The organism is Klebsiella pneumoniae complex sp. WS1778 (genome assembly GCF_049472055.1).
In the GTDB taxonomy this organism is placed as follows: domain Bacteria; phylum Pseudomonadota; class Gammaproteobacteria; order Enterobacterales; family Enterobacteriaceae; genus Klebsiella; species Klebsiella quasipneumoniae.
The window spans coordinates 17,394-41,741 of sequence record NZ_JBKGTJ010000003.1; the positions used below are offsets into that span (position 1 = coordinate 17,394).

Annotated in this window: 24 protein-coding genes; 17 read left to right on the top strand and 7 right to left on the bottom strand. The window is 56.4% G+C overall.

The annotated features are described in order from the left end of the window. The first annotated feature begins 286 nt into the window (after positions 1-286). The 7 genes from mreB (at position 287) to tldD (ending at position 10,311) form a co-directional block, all read left to right on the top strand. The gene (gene mreB, locus ACLEXF_RS14555) at positions 287-1,330 is read left to right on the top strand and encodes a rod shape-determining protein MreB (protein WP_002918653.1); all 1,044 of its coding nucleotides are present in this window, start codon (positions 287-289) and stop codon (positions 1,328-1,330) included. Between the two features lie 70 nt (positions 1,331-1,400). Beyond that, complete coding sequence (mreC, locus tag ACLEXF_RS14560) at positions 1,401-2,393, top strand: rod shape-determining protein MreC (protein WP_004206242.1); 993 nt, start codon at positions 1,401-1,403, stop codon at positions 2,391-2,393. Then, on the top strand, positions 2,393-2,881 hold the full coding sequence (gene mreD / locus ACLEXF_RS14565) for a rod shape-determining protein MreD (RefSeq protein WP_002918648.1): 489 nt from the start codon (positions 2,393-2,395) through the stop codon (positions 2,879-2,881). The genes mreC and mreD overlap by 1 nt, the downstream gene beginning before the upstream one ends. 7 nt (positions 2,882-2,888) lie before the next feature. Further along, the gene (locus tag ACLEXF_RS14570) at positions 2,889-3,470 is read left to right on the top strand and encodes a Maf family protein (protein WP_004206240.1); all 582 of its coding nucleotides are present in this window, start codon (positions 2,889-2,891) and stop codon (positions 3,468-3,470) included. Positions 3,471-3,472: 2 nt separating this feature from the next. Further along, the gene (gene rng, locus ACLEXF_RS14575) at positions 3,473-4,942 is read left to right on the top strand and encodes a ribonuclease G (protein ID WP_004206239.1); all 1,470 of its coding nucleotides are present in this window, start codon (positions 3,473-3,475) and stop codon (positions 4,940-4,942) included. Positions 4,943-4,979: 37 nt separating this feature from the next. After that, positions 4,980-8,777 (top strand): AsmA2 domain-containing protein YhdP, encoded by a 3,798-nt coding sequence (gene yhdP / locus ACLEXF_RS14580; RefSeq protein WP_043520992.1) that lies wholly within the window; start codon positions 4,980-4,982, stop codon positions 8,775-8,777. An 88-nt stretch (positions 8,778-8,865) separates the two neighbouring features. Then, entirely contained in the window at positions 8,866-10,311 is a 1,446-nt protein-coding gene (tldD, locus tag ACLEXF_RS14585; protein ID WP_004206236.1) for a metalloprotease TldD, read from the top strand. Positions 10,312-10,346: 35 nt separating this feature from the next. On the opposite strand, the gene aaeR is transcribed toward tldD, so the two are convergent. Then, the gene (gene aaeR / locus ACLEXF_RS14590; protein ID WP_004206235.1) at positions 10,347-11,276 is read right to left on the bottom strand and encodes an HTH-type transcriptional activator AaeR; all 930 of its coding nucleotides are present in this window, start codon (positions 11,274-11,276) and stop codon (positions 10,347-10,349) included. A 131-nt stretch (positions 11,277-11,407) separates the two neighbouring features. Between aaeR and aaeX the strand changes: the two genes are divergently transcribed. The 4 genes from aaeX (at position 11,408) to ACLEXF_RS14610 (ending at position 14,879) form a co-directional block, all read left to right on the top strand. Beyond that, positions 11,408-11,611 (top strand): p-hydroxybenzoic acid efflux pump operon protein AaeX, encoded by a 204-nt coding sequence (aaeX, locus tag ACLEXF_RS14595; RefSeq protein WP_002918640.1) that lies wholly within the window; start codon positions 11,408-11,410, stop codon positions 11,609-11,611. A 7-nt stretch (positions 11,612-11,618) separates the two neighbouring features. Continuing rightward, positions 11,619-12,551, top strand: coding sequence for a p-hydroxybenzoic acid efflux pump subunit AaeA (aaeA, locus tag ACLEXF_RS14600; RefSeq protein WP_004206234.1), 933 nt, complete (start codon positions 11,619-11,621; stop codon positions 12,549-12,551). 5 nt (positions 12,552-12,556) lie between these two features. After that, positions 12,557-14,524, top strand: coding sequence for a p-hydroxybenzoic acid efflux pump subunit AaeB (gene aaeB / locus ACLEXF_RS14605; RefSeq protein ID WP_032456666.1), 1,968 nt, complete (start codon positions 12,557-12,559; stop codon positions 14,522-14,524). A 79-nt stretch (positions 14,525-14,603) separates the two neighbouring features. Further along, complete coding sequence (locus ACLEXF_RS14610; protein ID WP_002918629.1) at positions 14,604-14,879, top strand: barstar family protein; 276 nt, start codon at positions 14,604-14,606, stop codon at positions 14,877-14,879. 50 nt (positions 14,880-14,929) lie between these two features. On the opposite strand, the gene yhcN-B is transcribed toward ACLEXF_RS14610, so the two are convergent. The 3 genes from yhcN-B to argR all read right to left on the bottom strand — a co-directional run bounded on the left by yhcN-B (position 14,930) and on the right by argR (position 16,400). Further along, the gene (yhcN-B, locus tag ACLEXF_RS14615) at positions 14,930-15,196 is read right to left on the bottom strand and encodes a DUF1471 family stress response protein YhcN-B (protein WP_002918627.1); all 267 of its coding nucleotides are present in this window, start codon (positions 15,194-15,196) and stop codon (positions 14,930-14,932) included. A gap of 98 nt (positions 15,197-15,294) precedes the next feature. Further along, positions 15,295-15,558, bottom strand: coding sequence for a peroxide/acid stress response protein YhcN (gene yhcN / locus ACLEXF_RS14620; protein WP_017899932.1), 264 nt, complete (start codon positions 15,556-15,558; stop codon positions 15,295-15,297). Positions 15,559-15,929: 371 nt separating this feature from the next. Beyond that, positions 15,930-16,400, bottom strand: coding sequence for a transcriptional regulator ArgR (argR, locus tag ACLEXF_RS14625; RefSeq protein WP_002918625.1), 471 nt, complete (start codon positions 16,398-16,400; stop codon positions 15,930-15,932). Between the two features lie 414 nt (positions 16,401-16,814). On the opposite strand from argR, the gene mdh reads away from it, so the two are divergent. Then, on the top strand, positions 16,815-17,753 hold the full coding sequence (gene mdh, locus ACLEXF_RS14630; protein ID WP_004206230.1) for a malate dehydrogenase: 939 nt from the start codon (positions 16,815-16,817) through the stop codon (positions 17,751-17,753). A gap of 135 nt (positions 17,754-17,888) precedes the next feature. Here mdh and degS read toward each other — a convergent pair whose 3' ends face one another. The 3 genes from degS to zapG form a co-directional block, all read right to left on the bottom strand. Next, positions 17,889-18,947 (bottom strand): outer membrane-stress sensor serine endopeptidase DegS, encoded by a 1,059-nt coding sequence (gene degS / locus ACLEXF_RS14635; protein WP_002918568.1) that lies wholly within the window; start codon positions 18,945-18,947, stop codon positions 17,889-17,891. Between the two features lie 87 nt (positions 18,948-19,034). Beyond that, on the bottom strand, positions 19,035-20,402 hold the full coding sequence (degQ, locus tag ACLEXF_RS14640) for a serine endoprotease DegQ (protein ID WP_043520990.1): 1,368 nt from the start codon (positions 20,400-20,402) through the stop codon (positions 19,035-19,037). 174 nt (positions 20,403-20,576) lie between these two features. Then, positions 20,577-20,975, bottom strand: coding sequence for a Z-ring associated protein ZapG (gene zapG, locus ACLEXF_RS14645; protein WP_004206227.1), 399 nt, complete (start codon positions 20,973-20,975; stop codon positions 20,577-20,579). A gap of 190 nt (positions 20,976-21,165) precedes the next feature. Between zapG and zapE the strand changes: the two genes are divergently transcribed. The 5 genes from zapE to sspA all read left to right on the top strand — a co-directional run bounded on the left by zapE (position 21,166) and on the right by sspA (position 24,345). Next, the gene (zapE, locus tag ACLEXF_RS14650; protein ID WP_004206226.1) at positions 21,166-22,293 is read left to right on the top strand and encodes a cell division protein ZapE; all 1,128 of its coding nucleotides are present in this window, start codon (positions 21,166-21,168) and stop codon (positions 22,291-22,293) included. 265 nt (positions 22,294-22,558) lie between these two features. Further along, positions 22,559-22,987 (top strand): 50S ribosomal protein L13, encoded by a 429-nt coding sequence (rplM, locus tag ACLEXF_RS14655; protein ID WP_002918559.1) that lies wholly within the window; start codon positions 22,559-22,561, stop codon positions 22,985-22,987. A gap of 15 nt (positions 22,988-23,002) precedes the next feature. After that, positions 23,003-23,395 (top strand): 30S ribosomal protein S9, encoded by a 393-nt coding sequence (rpsI, locus tag ACLEXF_RS14660; protein ID WP_000829818.1) that lies wholly within the window; start codon positions 23,003-23,005, stop codon positions 23,393-23,395. Positions 23,396-23,452: 57 nt separating this feature from the next. Further along, complete coding sequence (locus tag ACLEXF_RS14665) at positions 23,453-23,737, top strand: hypothetical protein (protein ID WP_136023330.1); 285 nt, start codon at positions 23,453-23,455, stop codon at positions 23,735-23,737. After that, positions 23,707-24,345: a stringent starvation protein SspA gene (gene sspA / locus ACLEXF_RS14670; protein ID WP_002918467.1), complete on the top strand. Its 639-nt coding sequence runs from the start codon at positions 23,707-23,709 to the stop codon at positions 24,343-24,345. Before ACLEXF_RS14665 ends, sspA begins: the two co-directional genes overlap by 31 nt. Positions 24,346-24,348 lie beyond the last annotated feature (3 nt).

Consider the following 24,348-nt stretch of genomic DNA (forward strand, 5'->3'; position numbering starts at 1 on the left):
TCACGTAGAATAACGCGCGCCATCGTGAAGGGGGTGTGCTTGTCTACCTGCCGGATCATCGCAATGTAAATGCCAGTGACCCTCCTTTGACAGGTTACAAATTCAGGCGTGGAGCGCTGCTGAAGATTTCAGCAATGAACGGAGTCGGAAAAATTTGTAACAAAGGAAATGAACTGCACTAATTTTCACCGCAGCAGGTGATTTTTGCGCCTTGTCGCTGCTGCGTGTGGTTGGTAAAGTAAGCGGATTTTGTTTTCCGCCCCAGCTTTCAGGATTATCCCTTAGTATGTTAAAAAAATTTCGTGGCATGTTTTCCAATGACCTGTCCATTGACCTGGGTACCGCGAATACCCTTATTTACGTAAAAGGACAAGGCATCGTATTGAATGAGCCTTCCGTGGTGGCCATTCGTCAGGATCGTGCCGGATCGCCGAAAAGCGTCGCCGCCGTGGGTCATGAAGCGAAGCAGATGCTCGGCCGTACCCCGGGTAATATCGCGGCGATTCGCCCGATGAAGGACGGCGTTATCGCTGACTTCTTCGTGACGGAAAAGATGCTGCAGCACTTTATCAAACAAGTGCACAGCAACAGCTTTATGCGCCCGAGCCCGCGCGTACTGGTCTGCGTGCCGGTTGGCGCCACCCAGGTTGAGCGTCGTGCTATCCGTGAATCCGCGCAGGGCGCAGGCGCTCGCGAAGTGTTCCTGATTGAAGAACCGATGGCGGCCGCGATCGGCGCTGGCCTGCCGGTTTCTGAAGCGACCGGTTCCATGGTGGTGGATATCGGCGGCGGTACCACCGAGGTGGCGGTTATCTCCCTGAACGGCGTGGTTTACTCTTCTTCCGTGCGTATCGGCGGCGACCGTTTCGACGAAGCCGTCATCAATTACGTGCGTCGTAACTACGGCTCCCTGATCGGTGAAGCGACCGCTGAGCGTATCAAACATGAAATCGGTTCGGCTTACCCGGGCGATGAAGTGCGTGAAATTGAAGTGCGCGGCCGTAACCTGGCGGAAGGCGTGCCACGCGGTTTCACCCTGAACTCAAACGAAATTCTTGAAGCGCTGCAGGAGCCGCTGACCGGCATCGTGAGCGCGGTCATGGTTGCCCTTGAGCAGTGCCCGCCGGAACTGGCGTCTGATATCTCCGAGCGCGGGATGGTTCTCACCGGCGGTGGTGCGCTGCTGCGCAACCTGGACCGTCTGTTAATGGAAGAAACCGGTATTCCAGTCGTGGTTGCTGAAGATCCGCTGACCTGCGTAGCGCGTGGCGGCGGCAAGGCGCTGGAAATGATCGACATGCACGGCGGCGACCTGTTTAGCGAAGAGTAGTCAGCCTGAAGGTCCGGGGTGGCTTACCCGCTGCCCCAGGTCTTTACTGACACGAGAATACGCATAGCCTATGAAGCCAATTTTTAGCCGTGGCCCCTCGCTACAGATTCGCCTTATTCTGGCGGTGCTGGTGGCGCTTGGCGTGATTATCGCCGACAGCCGCCTGGGTACGTTCAGTCAAATCAGAACGTACATGGATACAGCCGTCAGCCCTTTCTACTTTGTCTCTAATGGTCCCCGGGAACTGCTCGACAGCGTATCGCAGACGCTGGCTACCCGTGACCAGCTCGAACTGGAAAACCGCGCGCTGCGTCAGGAGCTGTTGTTGAAAAACAGCGATCTGCTGATGCTGGGCCAGTACAAGCAGGAGAACGCACGCCTGCGTGAACTGCTTGGCTCGCCGCTGCGCCAGGACGAGCAAAAAATGGTGACCCAGGTCATCTCAACGGTCAACGACCCCTACAGCGATCAGGTGGTTATCGATAAGGGCAGCGTCAACGGCGTCTACGAAGGCCAGCCGGTTATCAGCGATAAAGGCGTGGTGGGGCAGGTCGTGGCGGTAGCGAAAATGACCAGCCGGGTACTGCTGATCTGTGATGCCACCCATGCGTTGCCGATCCAGGTCCTGCGTAACGACATTCGCGTCATTGCCGCCGGTAACGGCTGCACCGACGACCTCCAGCTTGAGCATCTGCCGGCCAATACCGATATTCGCGTCGGCGATGTGCTGGTGACCTCCGGTCTTGGCGGCCGTTTCCCGGAAGGGTACCCGGTTGGGGTTGTCTCTTCAGTGAAACTGGACACCCAGCGCGCCTACACGGTGATCCAGGCGCGTCCGACGGCCGGTCTGCAGCGTTTGCGCTATCTGCTGCTGCTGTGGGGCGCCGATCGCAATGGCGCTAATCCGATGACTCCGGAAGAGGTTCATCGCGTGGCTAACGAACGCCTGATGCAGATGATGCCGCAGGTGTTGCCTGCGCCGGATGCGATGGGGCCGCAGATGCCGGCGCCCGCCACCGGGCTGACGCCGTCTCAGCCGTCGCAGCCTGCAGGGGGGCAATAGTGGCAAGTTACCGTAGCCAGGGACGCTGGGTTATCTGGCTCTCGTTTCTTATAGCGCTATTGCTGCAAATTATGCCCTGGCCGGCGGACATCAGCGTTTTCCGGCCCAACTGGGTATTATTGATCCTGCTGTACTGGATCCTCGCGCTGCCGCACCGGGTGAACGTGGGGACGGGCTTCGTGATGGGGGCTATTCTTGATCTCATCAGCGGCTCGACGCTGGGCGTTCGCGCGCTGTCCTTAAGCATCGTCGCCTATCTGGTGGCGCTGAAGTATCAGCTGTTCCGTAACCTGGCGCTGTGGCAACAGGCGCTGGTGGTCATGCTGTTATCCCTCGCCGTGGATATCATTGTTTTCTGGGCAGAGTTTTTAGTGATCAACGTCTCTTTCCGTCCGGAAGTATTCTGGAGTAGTGTAGTAAACGGTATCCTCTGGCCATGGCTCTTCCTGCTGATGCGTAAAGTGCGTCAGCAATTTGCAGTGCAATAAGGTTGATATGACAACTCTGTATCTTGCTTCTGGTTCCCCGCGTCGGCAGGAACTGCTGACTCAGCTTGGTCTCGCGTTCGAGCGTCTGGTTCCTGGTATCGAGGAGCAGCGCCAGCCGCAGGAGAGCGCACAGCACTATGTCGTCCGTCTGGCGCGTGAAAAGGCGCAGGCCGGAGTGGCGCTGGCATCGCGGGATTTGCCGGTGTTGGGAGCGGATACGATTGTTATTTTGAACGGCGAAGTGCTGGAAAAACCGCGCGACGCCGAACACGCTGCAGCGATGCTGCGCCTGCTTTCCGGCCAAACCCATCAGGTCATGACCGCGGTGGCGCTGGCGGATAAGCAGCAGACGTTGGATTGTCTGGTGGTCACGGAAGTGACCTTCCGAACGCTCAGCGAGCAGGATATCGCCGATTATGTGGCCAGCGGCGAGCCTTTAGATAAAGCAGGTGCATACGGTATTCAAGGGTTGGGTGGCTGCTTCGTCAGGAAGATTAATGGCAGCTATCACGCCGTAGTCGGCTTACCGCTGGTGGAAACGTATGAGTTGCTCAGTAACTTTAACTCACTGCGTAAAGAAAAGGGATAAAGATGACGGCTGAATTATTAGTGAACGTAACGCCATCCGAAACGCGCGTTGCGTATATTGATGGCGGTATTCTGCAGGAAATCCATATTGAGCGTGAAGCGCGACGCGGAATAGTAGGCAATATCTACAAAGGTCGTGTTAGCCGAGTGCTGCCGGGAATGCAGGCGGCTTTTGTAGATATTGGTCTGGATAAGGCGGCGTTCCTCCACGCCTCCGATATCATGCCGCATACCGAATGCGTTGCCGGTGAGGAGCAAAAGCAGTTTACCGTGCGCGATATTTCGGAGCTGGTGCGTCAGGGCCAGGACCTGATGGTTCAGGTGGTTAAAGATCCGCTCGGTACCAAAGGCGCGCGTCTGACCACCGATATTACCCTGCCTTCCCGCTATCTGGTTTTTATGCCAGGCGCCTCCCATGTGGGGGTCTCTCAGCGGATTGAAAGCGAAGCCGAGCGCGAGCGGCTGAAAAAGGTCGTGGCAGAGTACTGCGACGAGCAGGGCGGGTTTATCATTCGCACCGCCGCGGAAGGGGTCCACGAGCAGGAGATGGCCGCCGATGCCGCCTATCTTAAGCGCGTATGGACCAAAGTGATGGAGCGCAAAAAGCGCAACCAGACCCGCTATCAGCTGTACGGCGAGCTGGCCCTGGCTCAGCGCGTGCTGCGGGATTTTGCCGATGCGCATCTCGATCGTATTCGCGTCGACTCGCGGCTGACCTATGAGGCGCTGCTGGAATTTACCGCCGAATATATTCCGGAAATGACCAGCAAGCTGGAACACTACAGCGGCCGTCAGCCGATATTCGATCTCTTTGACGTTGAGAACGAAATTCAGCGCGCGCTGGAGCGTAAAGTCGAGCTCAAGTCCGGGGGCTATCTGATCATCGACCAGACCGAGGCGATGACCACCATCGATATCAACACCGGGGCGTTTGTTGGGCACCGCAATCTTGACGATACTATCTTCAATACCAATATCGAAGCCACCCAGGCGATAGCCCGCCAGCTGCGTTTGCGTAACCTCGGCGGCATTATCATCATTGATTTCATCGACATGAACAATGAAGACCATCGCCGGCGGGTGTTGCACTCCCTGGAGCAGGCCCTCAGCAAAGACCGGGTGAAGACCAGCATCAACGGTTTCTCCCAGCTGGGTCTGGTGGAGATGACCCGGAAACGCACCCGCGAAAGCGTGGAGCATGTGCTGTGCAACGAATGCCCGACCTGCCACGGACGCGGAACGGTAAAGTCCGTGGAAACGGTATGCTATGAGATTATGCGTGAGATCGTTCGCGTGCATCATGCTTATGATTCCGATCGCTTCCTGGTCTATGCTTCCCCTGCGGTGGCGGAAACCCTGAAAGGGGAAGAGTCGCATGCGCTGGCGGAAGTGGAGATCTTTGTCGGCAAGCAGGTGAAGGTACAAATTGAGCCGCTCTATAATCAAGAGCAGTTCGATGTGGTTATGATGTAAGACACCGCGTCATTGTGCGGCTGACAAGGAGAGAGGCGTGAGGCGACTGCCCGGGATTTTATTGCTCACCGTGGCAACATTGATTGTTATCGTCGCGCTGCTGGTGAGTGGCTTGCGTCTCGTGTTGCCGCAGCTCGACGCCTGGCGTCCGCAGCTGCTGGAGAAAATCTCCGCCCTCACCGGCACGCCGGTGGATGCCTCGCAGATCGCCGCCAGCTGGCAAACTTTTGGCCCAACATTAGATGTCCGCGATATTCATGTTGGGCTGAAGGATGGAGGGACAATGGCGGTCAAGCGCGTGACCCTGGCGCTGGACGTCTGGCAAAGTCTGCTGCATATGCGCTGGCAGTTTCGCGATCTCACCTTCTGGCAGCTGCAGGTCCATACCAATACCCCGATTCAGACCAATGACGGCGGCGAAAGTCTGAAAACCGACCGCATCAGCGATCTCTTTTTACGTCAGTTCGACCACTTTACTCTGCGCGACAGCCATCTGAGCTTCCTGACCATTTCTGGTCAGCGGGCGGAGCTGGCGGTCCCGCAGCTGACCTGGCTTAACGGCAGGAACCGTCACCGCGCCGAGGGGCAGCTCAGCCTTTCCAGTCTCACCGGCCAGCATGGCGTCATGCAGGTGCGGATGGATCTCCGCGATGAGGATGGCCTGCTGAATAAAGGCCGGGTCTGGCTGCAGGCTGACGATATTGACGTCAAACCCTGGCTAGGCCGCTGGATGCAGGACAATATCGCGCTGAAAAGCGCCCGCTTCAGCCTCGAAGGCTGGATGACTATTGAAAAAGGCGATGTAGCCAGCGGCGACGTATGGCTGAAAAAAGGGGGCGCCAGCTGGCAAGGGGATAGCGAGGTTCATCATCTGTCAGTGGATAACCTGACGGCGCATCTCTCTCACGACAAGCAGAGCTGGGGCTTCTATATTCCCGATACGCGGATCGCGATCGACGATAAACCGTGGCCAAGCGGCGCGCTGGCGATGGCGTGGATCCCGGGGCAGGATGTCGGTGGCGACGGTCATCAGCGTAGCGATGAATTACGTATTCGCGCCAGCAATTTAGCGCTCAGTGGCCTGAGCGGATTGCAGCCGTTTGCCGATAAGCTGGCGCCTTCTTTGGGCGAACTCTGGCGCACCACGCAGCCCAGCGGCAAAATCAATCTGCTGGCTCTCGATATTCCCCTGCAGGCGACGGAGAAAACGCGCTTTCAGGCGCAGTGGAGCGATCTGGCGTGGAAGCAGTGGAAACTCCTGCCGGGAGCGGAACACTTTTCCGGCAGCCTGAATGGCAGCGTGGAGCACGGGGAACTGCGCGCCCGCATGACGAAGGCGCAGATGCCGTATGCCGGAGTTTTCCGGGCCCCGCTGGAGATCGCCGCTGGCGAAGCCACCCTCAGCTGGGTGAAAAATGACAAAGGCTTTATGCTTGATGGCCGCGATATTGACGTGCAGGCGACGGGGGTACGCGCCCGCGGCGGCTTCCGCTATCTGCAACCGCAGGGGGACGATCCGTGGCTGGGCATTCTGGCGGGGATCAGCACCAACGATGGCGGCCAGGCGTGGCGTTACTTCCCGGAAAACCTGATGGGCAAAGCGCTGGTGGACTATCTCAGCGGCGCGATTAAAGCCGGGCAGGCTCGCGATGCGACGCTGGTGTATGGCGGTAACCCACATCTGTTCCCGTATCCGCACAATGAAGGCCAGTTCCAGGTTTACGTCCCGCTGAAGAATGCCACTTTCGCTTTTCAACCGGACTGGCCGGCGCTGACCGGGCTGAATATCGACCTCAATTTTATCAACAGCGGCCTGTGGATGCGGGCGGATAAAGCGATGCTCGGCAATGTGACCGCCAGCAATCTCGATGCCGTGATCCCGGATTATGCGCAGGAAAAACTGCTGATTGATGCTGACATCAAAGGCCCGGGCAAAGAGGTGGGCCCTTATTTCAACACCACGCCATTGAAAGCCTCGCTCGGGGCAGCGCTGGATTCCCTGCAACTGGATGGGGATGTGAGCGCTCGCTTACATCTGAATATCCCCCTCGATGGCGAGATGACCACCGCGAAAGGCGATGTACGGCTGCAGAATAATAGCTTGTTTATCAAACCATTAGATACTACGTTGCAGAACCTGAGCGGTAATTTCAGCTTCGTGAATGGCGATCTTAATAGTCAAACGTTGAGCGCGACCTGGTTTAATCAGCCGCTGAACCTCAATTTTTCCACCCGCGAAGGCGAAAAAGCGTTTCTGGTGGATGTCGGGATGAACGCCACCTGGCAGCCGTCGCACACCGGACTGCTGCCGAAAGCGGTTAATGAGACGCTGAGCGGTAGCGTTCCGTGGGATGGCAAGGTCGCTATCGAACTGCCGTACCATGGCAATGCCAGCTATAAGGTTGATATCAATGGCGATCTGAAGAATGTGAGCAGTCACTTACCTTCACCGGTCAACAAGTCCGCTGGCGAACCCCTGCCGGTCAAAATTAACGTCGCCGGCGGTCTCAGCAGCTTCGACCTGACCGGATCCGTTGGCGCGAAGAATCATATTAACAGCCGCTGGTTGCTGAACCGTAAGCTGACGCTGGACAGAGCGATCCTCACGACGGATAGCAAAGGCCTCTCTCCGCTGCCCGACCAGCCCGGCGTTGAACTCAATCTGCCGCCGATGGATGGCGCGCAATGGCTGGCGCTGTTCCAGAAGGGCGCGGCGAATGAAGTCAGCAGCAGTGTCCTCTTTCCACCGCGCATTGTGCTGCGTACGCCGTCGCTGGCGCTGGCCGGCCAGCAATGGAACAACGTCAGTCTGATGTCGCAGCCGGTCGCCGGCGGCTCGCAGGTTGAGGCGCAGGGGCGTGAGATCAACGCCACCCTGACGATGCGCGACAATGCCCCGTGGCTGGCAAATGTGCGTTATCTCTATTTCAACCCGGCCAGCGCCAGCGGCAAGGGCGGAACGGAGAACGTGACTTCTCAGGCGGAGACGCGGCTGGATTTCCACGGCTGGCCCGATCTGCAACTGCGCTGCGCGGAATGCTGGCTGTGGGGGCAAAAATATGGCCGCATCGACGGCGATGTGACGATCAAGGGCGATACCTTAACGCTCTCCAACGGCCTGGTGGATACCGGGTTTGGCCGGCTGACGACCGACGGCGTGTGGGTTAACGCCCCTTCCGGGGTGCGCACCTCGCTGAAAGGCAGACTGCATGGCAATAAAACGGATGAATTTGCGGATTTCTTTGGCGTTTCCACACCGGTGAAGGATTCGCCGTTTGATATCGACTACGATCTCCACTGGCGCGCGCCGCCCTGGTCACCCGATGTCGCCTCGCTCAATGGGATCATTAAAAGCCACCTCGGCAAGGGGCAGTTTACCGACCTGAGTACCGGACATGCAGGCCAGCTGCTGCGTTTGCTGAGCGTCGATGCCCTACTGCGCAAACTGCGCTTCGACTTCAGCGATACCTTCAGCGAAGGTTTTTACTTTGACTCGATTAACAGTACGGCATGGATTAAGGATGGCGTACTGCATACCGATGATACGCTGGTGGATGGTCTGGAGGCGGACATTGCCATGAAAGGGTCGGTCGATCTGGTGCGTCGCCAGCTGGATCTGCAGGCGGTGGTCGCGCCGGAGATCTCCGCGACCGTCGGCGTGGCTGCGGCTTTTGCTGTCAACCCGATTGTCGGCGCGGCGGTGTTTGCCGCCAGCAAGGTGCTGGGGCCGCTGTGGAACAAAGTCTCGATACTGCGCTATCGCATCACCGGCCCGATTGACCAGCCGCAGATCAATGAAGTGCTGCGCCAGGCGCGCAGCAACAAAAAGCAATGATTTGACGATTGCCGGGAATTGCCGCAATCTCAATAGATAGCCTTCTGTATTTCCGCCTGTCAGGCGGCAACAAACGAGTAGCATAACGATGAGTCTGAACCTGGTAAGTGAACAATTACTGTCGGCAAATGGCCTGAATCATCAGGACCTGTTTGCCATTCTTGGTCAACTGACCGAGCGCCGCCTCGATTACGGCGATCTTTATTTTCAGTCGAGCTATCACGAATCCTGGGTTCTGGAAGACAGCATCATTAAAGATGGGTCGTACAATATCGACCAGGGCGTAGGCGTGCGCGCCGTCAGCGGCGAAAAAACGGGCTTTGCCTACGCTGACCAGATCAGCAAGCTGGCGCTGGAGCAGAGCGCCCAGGCGGCGCGGACCATTGTGCGCGAGACCGGCAATGGCAAAGTACAGACCCTCGGCGCCGTAGAGCACAGCGCCCTCTATACCAGCATCGACCCGCTGCAGAGTATGAGCCGGGAAGAGAAGCTGGATATTCTTCGCCGGGTCGACAAAGTCGCTCGCGCGGCGGATCAGCGTGTGCAGGAGGTTTCGGCCAGCCTGAGCGGCGTCTATGAACTGATTCTGGTGGCCGCCACCGACGGCACTCTGGCCGCGGACGTTCGTCCGCTGGTGCGCCTCTCGGTCAGCGTACTGGTGGAAGAGGACGGCAAACGCGAGCGCGGCAGCAGCGGCGGCGGCGGGCGTTTTGGCTATGACTATTTCCTTGCCTCTCAGGAGGGCGAAGTGCGGGCCGATGCCTGGGCGAAAGAAGCGGTGCGCATGGCGCTGGTTAACCTCTCAGCGGTCGCCGCCCCGGCGGGAATGCTGCCGGTGGTGCTCGGCGCCGGCTGGCCTGGCGTCCTGCTGCACGAAGCGGTCGGTCACGGCCTGGAAGGCGATTTCAACCGTCGCGGCACCTCGGTCTTTAGCGGTCATATGGGGGAATTAGTCGCCTCTGAACTGTGCACCGTCGTGGACGACGGCACCATCGTCGATCGTCGTGGCTCAGTGGCTATCGATGATGAAGGCACGCCGGGTCAATACAATGTGCTGATCGAAAACGGCATCCTGAAAGGCTACATGCAGGATAAACTCAATGCGCGTCTGATGGGCGTCGCGCCGACCGGCAACGGCCGCCGTGAATCCTATGCCCATCTGCCAATGCCGCGTATGACCAACACCTATATGCTGGCGGGCCAGTCCACGCCGCAGGAGATTATCGAGTCGGTGGACTATGGTATCTTCGCGCCTAACTTCGGCGGCGGGCAGGTGGATATCACCTCCGGTAAGTTTGTCTTCTCCACCTCCGAGGCCTATCTGATCGAAAAAGGCAAGGTCACGAAGGCGGTGAAAGGGGCGACCCTGATCGGCTCCGGGATTGAGACCATGCAGCAGATTTCGATGGTGGGTAACGATCTGCGTCTGGATAACGGCGTCGGCGTCTGTGGCAAAGAGGGTCAGAGCGTGCCGGTGGGCGTTGGCCAGCCGACCCTGAAGGTCGATAATCTTACCGTCGGCGGCACCGCCTGATCCTGACCGGGTTCCCGGCGTCGCCGGGAACCGCTTCAGCGGGCGATCCCTCTCCCGTGCATCCCCTGATAGATCTTCGCCACGTCGACAAAATATTCCGTCAGATAGTTGATACAGACCTGCACTTTCAGCGGCAGTTTATCCTTTTCGGTGTACAGGGCGTAAACCGGCCGCGGATCGGACTGGTAGCTCGGCAGCAGGATCTCAAGCTCACCGCGATTGATCTCTTCGATCGCCCACATCAACGGCACATAGGCGATACCCACCCCGGCGGTCAGCCAGCGCACCAGCGTCATGGGGTCGTTGGTCACAAAGCGCCCCTGCGGGGTCAGGCGGGTTGAGATCCCTTCCGGCGCGATAATGACAAACTCATTGTCCGGCCGCACGCTATATTCCAGCCAGGCATGCCCGGTAAGATCGGCCGGTTTCTCCGGATTGCCAGCCTGCGCCAGATAGCTTTTCGCGGCGCATAATACCATCGGCATTGATCCCAGGCGGCGGGAAAAAAGGCTGGAATCCTGCAGGGCACCCACGCGGATCACCACGTCAAGACCGTCGGCGATCAGGTCCGGCGCAGGTATGCCGGTGACCAGATTGACGGAGAGCCCGGGGTATTCTTTCAGCATTTTCGCCGTTATGCGCGCCAGAACATTCTGTGCCATAGTTGAAGAGCAGCCGATACGCAGCGTCCCGATGGGGGTGTTGTTAAATGCGTATAATTGCTCATGGACATCCTGCGCTTCAAACAGCATCCTACGGCAGCCCTGATAGTAAATTTTACCCGCTTCCGTTAAGCCAAGGCTGCGGGTGCTGCGGTTGAGCAGCTTCACCTGCAGTTCATCTTCCAGTTTGGCGACGGTCTGACTGATTGAGGAAACGCTCATCTGAAGCTGGCGGGCCGCTGCGGTGAAGGAACCTAATTCGACCACTTTGGCGAAAACGGACATGCGCTTTAATCGTTCCATTATTCACTCTGGCTTAAAAGTGATTTAGATCACACATTGTAGATAATGCGGCAATCGTTACGTTAATATATTGTTAGCTACATAATAAACGCATCTGCTCACTACCTGTACGCTTCTTATTCAAGGTCATCATGAGTCTGTTTCCTGTCATCGTGATTTTCGGCTTATCGTTTCCGCCGATCTTCTTCGAGTTGCTGTTGTCGCTGGCCATCTTCTGGCTGGTGCACCGATTGCTGGTTCCGACCGGCATTTACGATTTTGTCTGGCACCCTGCACTGTTTAATACGGCGCTATATTGCTGCCTTTTTTATTTGATATCGCGCTTGTTCGTTTGAGGTTGATGTGAAAACACTAACAAGAAATATCCTCCGTACTGCTATTACCGTGATACTGGTCATTTTGGCCTTCGTAGCGATTTTCCGCGCCTGGGTTTACTACACCGCCTCGCCGTGGACGCGGGATGCGCGCTTTAGCGCCGACATTGTGGCCATTGCCCCCGACGTCTCCGGGCTGATCTCCCAGGTAAACGTCAAGGATAACCAACTGGTTAAGAAAGACCAGGTATTGTTCGTTATTGACCAGCCTCGTTACCAAAAAGCGCTGGCGCAGGCGGAAGCCGATGTTGCCTACTACCAGACGTTAGCCCAGGAAAAACGTGTCGAAGCCGGTCGGCGTAATAAGCTTGGCGTCCAGGCGATGTCGCGGGAAGAGATTGACCAGGCGAACAATGTGCTGCAGACGGTTGAGCATCAGCTGGCGAAAGCGGTGGCCAGCCGCGACCTGGCCAGACTGGACCTGGAGCGCACGGAGATTCGTGCCCCTGCGGATGGTTGGGTAACCAACCTTAACGTCTATACCGGGGAATTTATCACCCGCGGCTCCACGGCGGTGGCGCTGGTGAAAGAGAATACATTTTACGTCATGGCCTATCTGGAAGAGACCAAACTGGAAGGCGTCCGTCCTGGCTATCGGGCGGAAATTACCCCGCTTGGCAGCAGCAAAACCATTAAAGGCACGGTGGACAGTATCGCTGCGGGGGTAACCAACGCCAGCAGCAGCAGCGACTCGAAAGGGATGGCCTCGGTGGATTCCAACCTTGAATGGGTGCGTCTGGCGCAGCGTGTGCCGGTACGTATTCGTCTTGACCACCAGCAGGGGAATCTGTGGCCATCGGGCACCACGGCGACGGTGGTGATCACCGGTAAAGAAGACCGTGATACCAGCCAGGCCAACTTCTTCCAGAAACTGGCTATGCGCCTGCGCGAATTCGGTTAATCGCTATGGGGACATATACTATTGCTCCCCAGCATCTCCGCTTTGCCATTAAGCTTGCATGCGCGGTGGTGCTGGCGCTGTTCGTCGGCTTCCATTTTCAGCTCGAAACGCCACGCTGGGCGGTGCTGACCGCGGCAATCGTCGCCGCTGGCCCGGCCTTTGCCGCCGGGGGAGAGCCGTACTCCGGCGCGATCCGCTATCGCGGCATGTTGCGTATTGCCGGGACCTTTATCGGCTGTATTGCGGCGCTGGTTATCATCATCCTGATGATCCGCGCCCCTCTGCTGATGATGCTGGTATGCTGCCTGTGGGCAGGGTTTTGTACCTGGGTTTCGTCGCTGGTCAAGGTCGAAAACTCCTATGCCTGGGGGCTGGCCGGCTACACCGCGCTGATTATCATTATTACCATCCACACCAATCCGATGCTGGCGCCGCAGTTTGCCGTTGAGCGCTGCAGCGAAATTGTCATCGGGATTGTCAGCGCCATCGTCGCCGATCTGCTGTTCTCCCCACGTTCGATTAAAAAAGAGATCGACCTTGAGCTGGATAACCTGCTGATTGCACAGTATAAGCTGATGCAGTTATGCGTTGCGCACGGCGAAAAAGAGGAAGTGGATCAGGCCTGGGGTGCGCTGGTGCGTCGCACCACCGCGCTGGAAGGCATGCGCAGTAACCTGATTATGGAATCCTCTCGCTGGGCTAAGGCGAATCAACGCCTGAAGGCGATCAATACCCTCTCGCTAACGCTTATCACCCAGGCTTGCGAAACCTACCTGATTCAGAACTCGCGACCGGAAATGGTGACGGACGACTACCGCGAGCTGTTTGCTGAGCCGGTTGAGACAGTGCAGGATGTTCACCAGCAGCTGAAGCGTATGCGTCGCTTCCTGACCTGGAAAGGCGAGCATAATACGCCGGTCACCATCTACAGCTGGGTAGGCGCAGCCACCCGTTACCTGCTGCTTAAGCGTGGCGTGGTGGGCAATACCAAAATCAGCCGCATCGAAGACGGTGTATTGCGCGGCGAAACGGTGGTTAAAGTGGAGTCCGCCGAGCGTCACCACGCGATGGTGAACTTCTGGCGCACCTCCGTCTCCTGTATCCTCGGGACGCTGTTCTGGCTGTGGACGGGCTGGACCTCAGGCAGCGGGGCGATGGTAATGATTGCCGTGGTTACCGCGCTGGCGATGCGTCTACCTAACCCGAGAATGGTGGCGATAGACTTCCTCTACGGTACTCTGGCAGCGTTACCGCTGGGTACCCTGTACTTTCTGGTGATCATGCCGGCGACGCAGCAGAGTATGCTGCTGCTCTGTATCAGCCTGGCGGCGATGGCGTTTTTTATCGGTATCGAAGTGCAGAAAAGGCGCCTCGGATCGCTGGGAGCGCTGGCGAGCACCATCAACATTCTGGTGCTGGATAACCCGATGCAGTTCCAGTTCAGCCAGTTCCTCGATAGCGCGCTGGGGCAGATCGTCGGCTGTTTCCTCGCTCTGATGGTTATTCTGATTGTCAGGGATAACTCCCGGGCAAGAACCGGTCGGGTGCTGCTGAACCAGTTTGTCTCAGCGGCGGTCTCTTCGCTGACCACCAATTCGGCGCGTCGCAAAGAGAATCATCTGCCCGCGCTCTATCAGCAGCTGTTTTTGTTGCTCAACAAATTTCCCGGCGATGTCGCCCGTTTCCGTCTGGCGTTGACGTTAATCATTGCCCACCAGCGCCTGCGCGATGCGCCCGTGCCGGTGAACGAGGATTTGTCGGCGTTCCATCGCCAGCTGCGACGTACTGCGGATCATGTGATCTCCGCCGGGAGCGATGATAAGCGTCGGCGCTACTTTACCCGGCTGCTGGCGGAGCTTGATGTTTATCAGGAGAAGCTGCGGGTCTGGGAGGCTTCGCCGCAGGTGACCGAGCCGGTACGGCGACTGGTTGAGATGTTGCACAAGTACCAGCATGTGCTGACCAGCAGTTAACCCATAAACCGACGCCCAGGCGTCGGTTTTTTTATCGCTATACTTAACGGCGACAGGAAGAGAAGCGGGAGGGGCTGTCATGACCACCTATACGTTTGATTTTGACGAAATCGCCGAGCAACAGGATTTCTACCGGGAGTTCTCCCGGACCTTCGAGCTGGCTCAGGATAAGGTCAACAACCTTGATTCGCTATGGGACGCGGTGACCGGTGGGCTGCTGCCGCTGCCGCTGGACATTGAGTTCATCCATTTAAATGACAAGCAGCGTCGGCGCTTTGGGGCATTAATTTTATTATTTGATGAAGCAGAGGAAGAGCTGGAGGGGGAGTTACGTTTTAACGCCCGTCAGGCATAAAAAAGCCCCCGGCAGGCGGGGGCAAGTCGTCGAAATAAGACGACGAGGGTTTATTTGTACAGCTCAGCGGTGGCGTGCCAGCTATCGCCGGTACGTGCTTCAATAATACGGTAGCTGCTGGCGCCTTCTTTCTCGGCTTTAGCGGCTAGTTCCTGACGCATGTCCATTGGCGCACTACCTACCTGGGAAACCGAGATGGTGCCCATGGACTGCAGGTTTTGTGCTTGTTCCGCGTTCACTTGTTGAACGGCCGCACTTGCGCCGAAAGAGAGAAGGGAAGCCAGGCCAAGGGATGCGATGATCATTGCGCGTTTCATAATCTTTACTCCAGTCTTTGTTTCGCCGCGGCGGGCGATGAATGGGTCCGGGCCGCGGTAGAGAATTTTTGTCGGGTTAATCGTTGACGATCTAAAACTTATTTATACAGCTCAGCAGTGGCATGCCAGTGGTCGCCAGTGCGGGCTTCGATAATGCGGTAAGAAGAAGCTCCTTCTTCCTGCGCTTTTTTGTTCAGCATTTCATGCATATCCATCGGGGATGATGCTACCGCGCCGACGGATACTGTGCCGATGGCCTCGCGGCCCTGGGCCTGCTCGCTGTTGATAACGTCAGCGGCGAAAGCGCCAAACGACATGACGGACAGGATGCTGAGAGCTGCTACAGTGGTTTTGATTTTCATGATGTTCACCTCGTCGAATCTTTTTGTTGAGGGTCTTTGTTTCGTGACCCTCATCACAAAAACAAGTATACACTAATCACCAAAAATATTAATACCATGCTAATTGTTTTGTGCGTTAATAGTTACAATGGATTGCGCTTTTTATAACCGATAAGAATTAAAAATGACAAGTCGTAGACGGAGATAAGTTTTATTTCTAATAAAATCATAAAGGTATACGATTTTGATCTTTTGTGCGTTTTAGGCGTTTGCCTTACGTAAAAGAACGTATAGACAGGCTAAATCACACAAAATGTTAAATTTTTGTTGAGTTGAAAGGGGGGAGAGAAGAGGGAGTAATCCACCCTCTGACGGTTGCCAGAGGGGAATGCTCAGAGTTCCTGTTCGAACAGTACCAGGATAGCGTCGTGCAGATCTTTTACTGTGAAACCACGCGCTGGCGTGGTGAAGATGGTGTCATCCCCGGCGATGCTGCCAAGAATACCTTCCGCCTTGCCCAGCGAGTCGAGAAGACGGGCGATCAGCTGCGCTGCCCCGGGGCTGGTATGGATCACCACGACGGCATCGTTATAGTCGATATCCAGCACCAGATTTTTCAGTGGGCTGGAGGTGGTCGGCACGCCAAGCTCGGCAGGCAGGCAATAGACCATTTCCATTTTGGCGTTACGGGTACGAACCGCGCCAAATTTGGTGAGCATGCGGGAAACCTTCGATTGGTTGATATTCTCGAAGCCCTCTTCCTGCAGCGCCTGAACGATCTCTCCCTGCGAGCTGAATTTCTCTTCTTTAAGCAGCGCTTTAAACGCTTTAACCAGTTCTTCTTGTTTTGCCGAACTTCGCATAAGTCACCCAGATTATGGTGGTAAAATCAACATCATTATGCATAACCGTGAATTTTTATGCAAATAATCCGCGAAGGGATAGGTCAATAATGTTATGAAGGGGGCATATTTTAGCAAAAAAACCGTATAAGGAACATGTTCTCATCACAACGCTTAAAGCCATGTAAAAGTAAATGAAATGTTATTGAGTTGGTGTTGTTTTGCGCAACTGGCTGGGTGTATTGTAACCAATAGTCGATCCGGTACTTCGCTTTGCTGGATGGTCAGTCAGGAAGCATAACGTGCGCCGCTGTTCTATTGCTACGCACAATCATGCATTCTTCAGCCATAATCATTGTAATTGTTCATCTTGTGAATTAAGGTCCAGGCGACGGAATAACGAAAGACTAAATTAACCATAATAAGGAGTTTAGGATGAAAGTTGCAGTCCTTGGCGCTGCCGGTGGTATCGGCCAGGCGCTTGCCCTACTACTTAAGACCCAACTGCCTTCAGGTTCAGAGCTCTCGTTGTACGACATCGCTCCGGTTACGCCGGGCGTGGCGGTAGATCTAAGTCATATCCCCACAGATGTAAAAATTAAAGGATTTTCCGGTGAAGATGCTACCCCAGCGCTGGAAGGCGCTGATGTGGTGCTGATCTCCGCGGGCGTAGCGCGTAAGCCCGGCATGGATCGTTCAGACCTGTTTAATGTGAATGCGGGTATCGTTAAGAACCTCGTGCAGCAGATTGCCAAAACCTGCCCGCAGGCCTGCATCGGCATTATCACCAACCCGGTGAATACCACCGTGGCTATCGCCGCCGAAGTGCTGAAAAAAGCTGGCGTGTACGATAAAAACAAACTGTTCGGCGTGACTACGCTGGACATCATCCGCTCCAATACCTTTGTGGCGGAGCTGAAAGGTAAATCGGCAACCGAGGTGGAAGTCCCGGTTATTGGCGGTCACTCCGGGGTCACCATTCTGCCTTTACTGTCGCAGATCCCGGGCGTCAGCTTTAGCGATCAGGAAGTGGCCGATCTGACTAAACGCATTCAAAACGCCGGTACCGAGGTCGTGGAAGCGAAAGCGGGCGGCGGGTCGGCGACTTTGTCGATGGGTCAGGCGGCTGCGCGCTTTGGTCTCTCTCTGGTTCGCGCCATGCAGGGAGAAAAAGGTGTAGTGGAGTGTGCCTACGTGGAAGGCGACGGCGAGTATGCGCGTTTCTTCTCCCAGCCGCTGCTGCTGGGGAAAAACGGCGTGGAAGAGCGTCAGTCTATCGGCAAACTCAGCGCCTTTGAGCAACAGGCGCTGGAAGGCATGCTGGACACCCTGAAGAAAGATATCGCGCTCGGCGAAGACTTCGTTAACAAGTAACCTCGCACGTGCAAAAAAGCCGGAACCGTTGTTCCGGCTTTTTATTGCCTTGCATTCATGGTGACCGGGTTTCTGGTCAGATTCCCGGCCGATCCGGTATCTAGCAAATAACGTAGCCCCCAGCCGGAGAGCCGCTTAGTTGGTGGCCGGGTATTCCTGGACGGCGATATGGAGCGTGATTTTCTTATCATCACGCATGATGACCACCGGAATTTCCGATCCCGGACGGATCTCGGCCACCTGATCCATCGTTTCCAGTGCAGAGACCGCAGGTTTGTCATTCACGGAGATGATCACGTCGTTGGCGCGGATCCCCGCCTGTGCGGCCGGTCCGTCCGGCGCGACATCGTTAACCACGATCCCCTGGATCTGATCGATCCCGCCGCCCTGCGCGTGTAGCGGGGCGATCTCCCGGCCGCTAATGCCGATATAGCCGCGGATCACCCGGCCATCGCGGATCAGCTTATCCATAATTTTGGTCGCTAACTGGAACGGGATCGCAAAACCAATGCCTTCCGGCGTTTCGCCGTCGTTGCTCTTATCAAAGGAGAGGGTGTTAATGCCCATCAGCTCGCCGAGGGAGTTCACCAGCGCCCCGCCGGAGTTACCGTGGTTGATCGACGCGTCAGTCTGCAGGAAATTCTGGCGCCCGGTAGGGTTGAGGCCAATGCGCCCTGTGGCGCTGATGATCCCCTGGGTGATGGTCTGTCCCAGGTTATAGGGGTTGCCAATCGCCAGCACCACATCGCCGATGTGCGGCGTGCGTTTCGGGTTGATCGGGATCACCGGCAGCCCGCCGGTGGCGTTGATCTTCAGCACCGCGAGGTCGGTCAGGGAATCGGAGCCTACCAGCAGCGCTTCGAAGACCCGGCCGTCCTGCAGCGCGACGATAATCTGGTCGGCATCGTTAATCACATGCTTGTTGGTCAGGATATAGCCGCGCTGGTCCATGATCACCCCGGAGCCAAGCGTCAGCTGATTATGGCTGGTGCTGTTCAGGGCGCGGTTATAGACGTTCACTACGGCGGGCGCCGCACGGCGTACGGCGGCGTTATAGCTCGCAGGGGAGTCGTCTGCCGTATCGTTCTGAGTGGTCGGCGCCAGCTGCCACTGGCGCAGCGAAGGCATCAAGGCCAACAGCAGGCCCCCGACAAGCAAACCGATGAGTACTGAACGTAATAACTTTCCAGGCATGATGCAGATATCGTTAATGAATGGTCAGGCGCAGCATAGCATGAGTTGTCCGGACATCGCACATGGCGGCGATGTCCGGGGAGACAATCAGCGCAGCAGCAGATAGATGCTTTCGTTGCCGCGGATCACGTTCAGGGCGATGACCGGCGGTTTGCCTTCGAGCACTTTGCGTAGTTCGGCAATCGAATGAATACGCTCCCGGTTAAGGCCAATGATAATGTCATCCTTATGCAGGCCGACCTGGGCGGCGGCGCTGCCTTTATCGACATTATCGATCACCACCCCTTTGGTACCATCTTTCATCTGACCGTCACTAAACGAGGCACCCTGCAGAGCCGGGATAATCAGCTCAGCGCTGGCGGTGGAGGAGGTGCTCTTATCCAGCGTCACTTCGACATCGACCGGTTTTCCATCGCGCAGCAGGCCCAGTTTGACTTTGGTCCCCGGCTCGGTGGTGGCGATCCGCGAGCGCAGTTCGGCAAAACTGTTCAGCGGTTTGCCGTTCAGGCTAACGATGACGTCGCCGGATTTGATCCCCGCTTTGGCGGAGCCGGAGTTTGGCAGCACTTCACTGACGAAGGCGCCGCGCTGAACGTTGAGGTTCATCGCCTTGGCGATATCGGCGCTCATTTCCATGCCTTTAATGCCCAGCAGGCCGCGCTTGATTTCGCCAAACTGAATGAGCTGGTCGGCGAGGGTTTTCGCCATGTTGCTCGGGATGGCGAAGCCGATGCCGATGCTGCCGCCGCCCGGCGCCAGGATCGCGGTGTTGATCCCGATAAGCTCGCCGTTGAGGTTCAACAGCGCGCCGCCGGAGTTGCCGCGGTTGATGGAGGCATCGGTCTGGATGAAATTCTCCAGCCCTTCAAGGTTCAGGCCGCTGCGGCCAAGGGCAGAGATAATGCCGGAGGTGGCGGTCTGGCCAAGGCCGAACGGGTTGCCGACGGCGACGGCGAAGTCGCCGACGCGCAGTTTATCGGAGTCAGCAATGGCGATTTGCGTCAGGTTTGACGGCTTAATCAGCTGCAGTAGCGCAATATCGCTCTGTTCATCGCTGCCGACCAGTTTGGCATCAAATTCACGGCCATCGTTCAGCTGGACGCTGATCTTCTGCGCCTGATTGATGACGTGATTATTGGTCAGCACGTAGCCTTTCGCTGCGTCGATGATGACGCCGGACCCGAGCCCTTCGAACGGCTGCGCCTGTTCTTGCGGGGCGTTATCGCCAAAATATTTCTTCAGCTCTTCCGGCATATTGAGCGTCGACGAGGCAGTGCCTTCCACCTGCACGCTGACTACCGCCGGCAGGACCTTTTCCAGCATCGGCGCCAGGCTTGGTAACGCGCCCTGGCCGGGCACCTGAGTCGGTAAGGATGCTGCTGCCGGAGGCAGAACCGACAACGATAACCCAATGCTTAACGCTAACGCACTCAACAGCAAAGTCTGTTTCTTCATTAGATGCTGGCTCTCGTAACCTGAGGTGTATGGAAAAATGTCCTGAATAACCTGATGTTATTGAATTTTTGCGCAGGTAACAATGTGGGGACTGGTTTAAATTGTAGCCGGGAAGTGGGGGAAGGAGCGGGCGCGATGGGCGCGCCCGGAGAATATTTTAGCAGAGGCGATCGATTAATCGCGTTTTGCGCCACCGCGCAGTAAACCGGATGCGCCTTCGGAGTAGTCGCGCGGCATCTGGACCGGCGCCTGATCGTTGCTGGCTTCAGACTCTGCCAGGCGGTTGCGGAACGGGTTGGCGTCTGCCATGGAATCCGGCAGCAGGTTGTTAGAGCTTTTCGCCATATGCTGATACAGCTGACGGTAGTCGTGCGCCATGTTATCCAGCAGCTCGGCGCTGCGCGCAAAATGGCTGACCAGCTCTTCACGGTACTCTTCAAGCTCGGCTTTATTCTTTTCCAGTTCGAACTGCAGCGCCTGCTGCTGGCGCAGTTTGCGGTTGCCGAAACGCATGGCGACGGCACCAATGATGATACCGACGACTAACCCAATTAGCGCGTATTCCCAGGTCATGAACATCTCCCGTTGTATTGTGGTTCCGTAGGGTGGCTCTTAGGCTCTCCGCCTGCGCCCGATAGTGCCACTATAACCGCTAATTCCACAGAAGTGGAATCCTGGCGTATCATCGCGTAGTGTAGAACGGCCTTTTTTTCGTCAATCGTGAGCTTCGACATCACGGTTTTCAAGGAATAACAATTAGATCATGCAAAGCCTGTCTCCAACATCGCGTTACCTTTCAGCCCTGAAAGAGGGCAGCCATCAACCCGACGACGTCCAACAAGAAGCGGTGAGCCGCCTTGATACCATTTACCAGGAGCTGCAGACTCAGCCCGCGCCCGTCGCGTCAGGCGGCGGTTTGCGCGCGAAATTCGGCAAACTGCTGGGTAAGCGCGAACCAGCAGCCGAGGCGACGCCTGTCCGCGGCCTGTATATGTGGGGCGGCGTGGGGCGAGGGAAAACCTGGCTGATGGACCTGTTTTACCAGAGCCTGCCGGGCGAGCGTAAGCAGCGCCTGCATTTCCATCGCTTTATGCTGCGGGTGCATGAAGAGCTGACCACCCTGCAGGGCCATAGCGACCCGCTGGAGATTGTCGCCGACCGCTTTAAAGCGGAAACCGACGTGCTCTGTTTCGACGAGTTTTTTGTCTCCGATATTACTGACGCCATGCTGTTGGGCGGTCTGATGAAAGCCCTGTTCGCCCGCGGCATCACGCTGGTGGCGACCTCCAATATTCCGCCGGATGAGCTCTATCGCAATGGTCTACAGCGCGCCCGTTTTCTGCCCGCTATCGACGCCATCAAGCAGCATTGCGATATTATGAACGTTGATGCCGGCATCGATTATCGCTTGCGTACCCTGACCCAAGCGCACCTGTGGTTGTCGCCGCTGAATAACGACACCCGCGAACAGATGGATAAACTGTGGCTGGCGCTGGCCGGCGCGCCGCGCGCTGCCGGGCCGACGCTGGAGATCAACCATCGCGAGCTGCCGACCCTCGGCGTGGAAAACCAGACGCTGGCGGCGTCGTTCGCCACGCTGTGCGTGGATGCCCGCAGCCAGCATGACTATATTGCGCTCTCCCGCCTGTTCCACACCGTGATGCTGTTCGACGTGCCGGTGATGACCGCGCAGCTGGAGAGCGAAGCCCGGCGCTTTATCGCCCTGGTGGATGAGTTCTATGAGCGCCACGTGAAGCTGGTGGTCAGCGCGGCGGTGCCGCTGTACGACATTTATCAGGGAGAGCGGCTGAAGTTTGAGTTCCAGCGCTGTCTGTCGCGCCTGCAGGAGATGCAGAGCGAAGAGTACCTCAAGCGCCCGCATATGCCCTGACAGGACACTTTTCCCGGCGAATTCAGGGCCGCAGGGCCGCCCCGGGAGCTGCCTGAAAAATCTCATAAAGGGGTCGATCTTTGACCCCGACTTCTCTATAATCTTGCGACCCCACGTTACGAGAAGGTTTTTTTCCCGAAACTTTCTATGTGCCGGCATAGGCTATTCGAAGGGGTAGGTTTGCTGGACAATGTCGTGTGAACCTCAACTGACTAAACGTTTGGGTGTTCACCAACGTGTAACTTATTATTTGGGTAAGCTTTTAATGAAAACTTTTACAGCTAAACCAGAAACCGTAAAACGCGACTGGTATGTTGTTGACGCGACCGGTAAAACTCTGGGCCGTCTGGCTACTGAACTGGCTCGTCGCCTGCGCGGTAAGCACAAAGCGGAATACACTCCGCACGTTGATACCGGTGATTACATCATCGTTCTGAACGCAGAAAAAGTTGCTGTTACCGGCAACAAGCGCGAAGACAAAATGTACTACCACCACACCGGCCACATCGGTGGTATCAAAGAAGCGACCTTTGAAGAGATGATTGCCCGCCGTCCTGAGCGTGTGATTGAAATCGCGGTTAAAGGCATGCTGCCAAAAGGCCCGCTGGGTCGTGCTATGTACCGTAAACTGAAAGTTTACGCGGGTAACGAGCACAACCACGCGGCACAGCAACCGCAAGTTCTTGACATCTAATCGGGATTATAGGCAATGGCTGAAAATCAATACTACGGCACTGGTCGCCGCAAAAGTTCCGCAGCTCGCGTTTTCATCAAACCGGGCAACGGCAAAATCGTTATCAACCAGCGTTCTCTGGAACAGTACTTCGGTCGTGAAACTGCCCGCATGGTAGTTCGTCAGCCGCTGGAACTGGTCGACATGGTTGAGAAACTGGATCTGTACATCACTGTTAAAGGTGGTGGTATCTCTGGTCAGGCTGGTGCGATCCGTCACGGTATCACCCGCGCTCTGATGGAGTACGACGAGTCCCTGCGTTCTGAACTGCGTAAAGCTGGCTTCGTCACTCGTGACGCTCGTCAGGTTGAACGTAAGAAAGTCGGTCTGCGTAAAGCACGTCGTCGTCCGCAGTTCTCCAAACGTTAATTGTTTTCTGCTCACGCAGAACAATTTGCGAAAAAACCCGCTTCGGCGGGTTTTTTTATGGATAAAACGACTGTTATCCACAAGCTTACCGCCGGTTCTCGCCACTTTTTCAGCATTTCCAGAATCCCCTCACCACAACGTCTTCAAAATCTGGTAAACTATCATCCAATTTTCTGCCCAAATGCTGGTGATTGTTCATTTTTTGTTTTATTCGTGAACGAAGGTGACATCGCGCTAATGGGGTTTTTACATCTGGCTGGCCATGAGTGGCTGGCAGCAGTACAAAATTCTGAATATACCTGGAGGTTTTCATGGCTGTCGCTGCCAACAAACGTTCGGTAATGACGCTGTTTTCTGGTCCTACTGACATCTATAGCCATCAGGTCCGCATTGTGCTGGCCGAGAAGGGTGTCAGTTTTGAGATAGAGCACGTGGAGAAGGACAACCCGCCTCAGGATCTGATTGACCTCAACCCGAATCAAAGCGTACCGACGCTGGTGGATCGTGAGCTCACTCTGTGGGAATCCCGCATCATTATGGAATACCTGGATGAGCGTTTCCCGCACCCGCCGTTAATGCCGGTTTATCCGGTGGCGCGTGGCGAAAGCCGTCTGTATATGCAACGTATCGAGAAGGACTGGTATTCGCTGATGAACACCATCCAGAGCGGTACCGCAGCGCAAGCTGATGCTGCGCGTAAGCAGCTGCGTGAAGAACTGCTGGCCATCGCGCCGGTCTTCACCCAGAAACCTTACTTCCTGAGCGATGAGTTCAGCCTGGTGGATTGCTACCTGGCGCCGCTGCTGTGGCGTTTGCCGGTTCTCGGTGTGGAGCTGGTTGGCGCAGGCGCGAAAGAGCTCAAAGGCTATATGACTCGCGTATTTGAGCGTGATTCCTTCCTCGCTTCTTTAACTGAAGCCGAGCGTGAAATGCGCCTCGGTCGGGGCTAAATA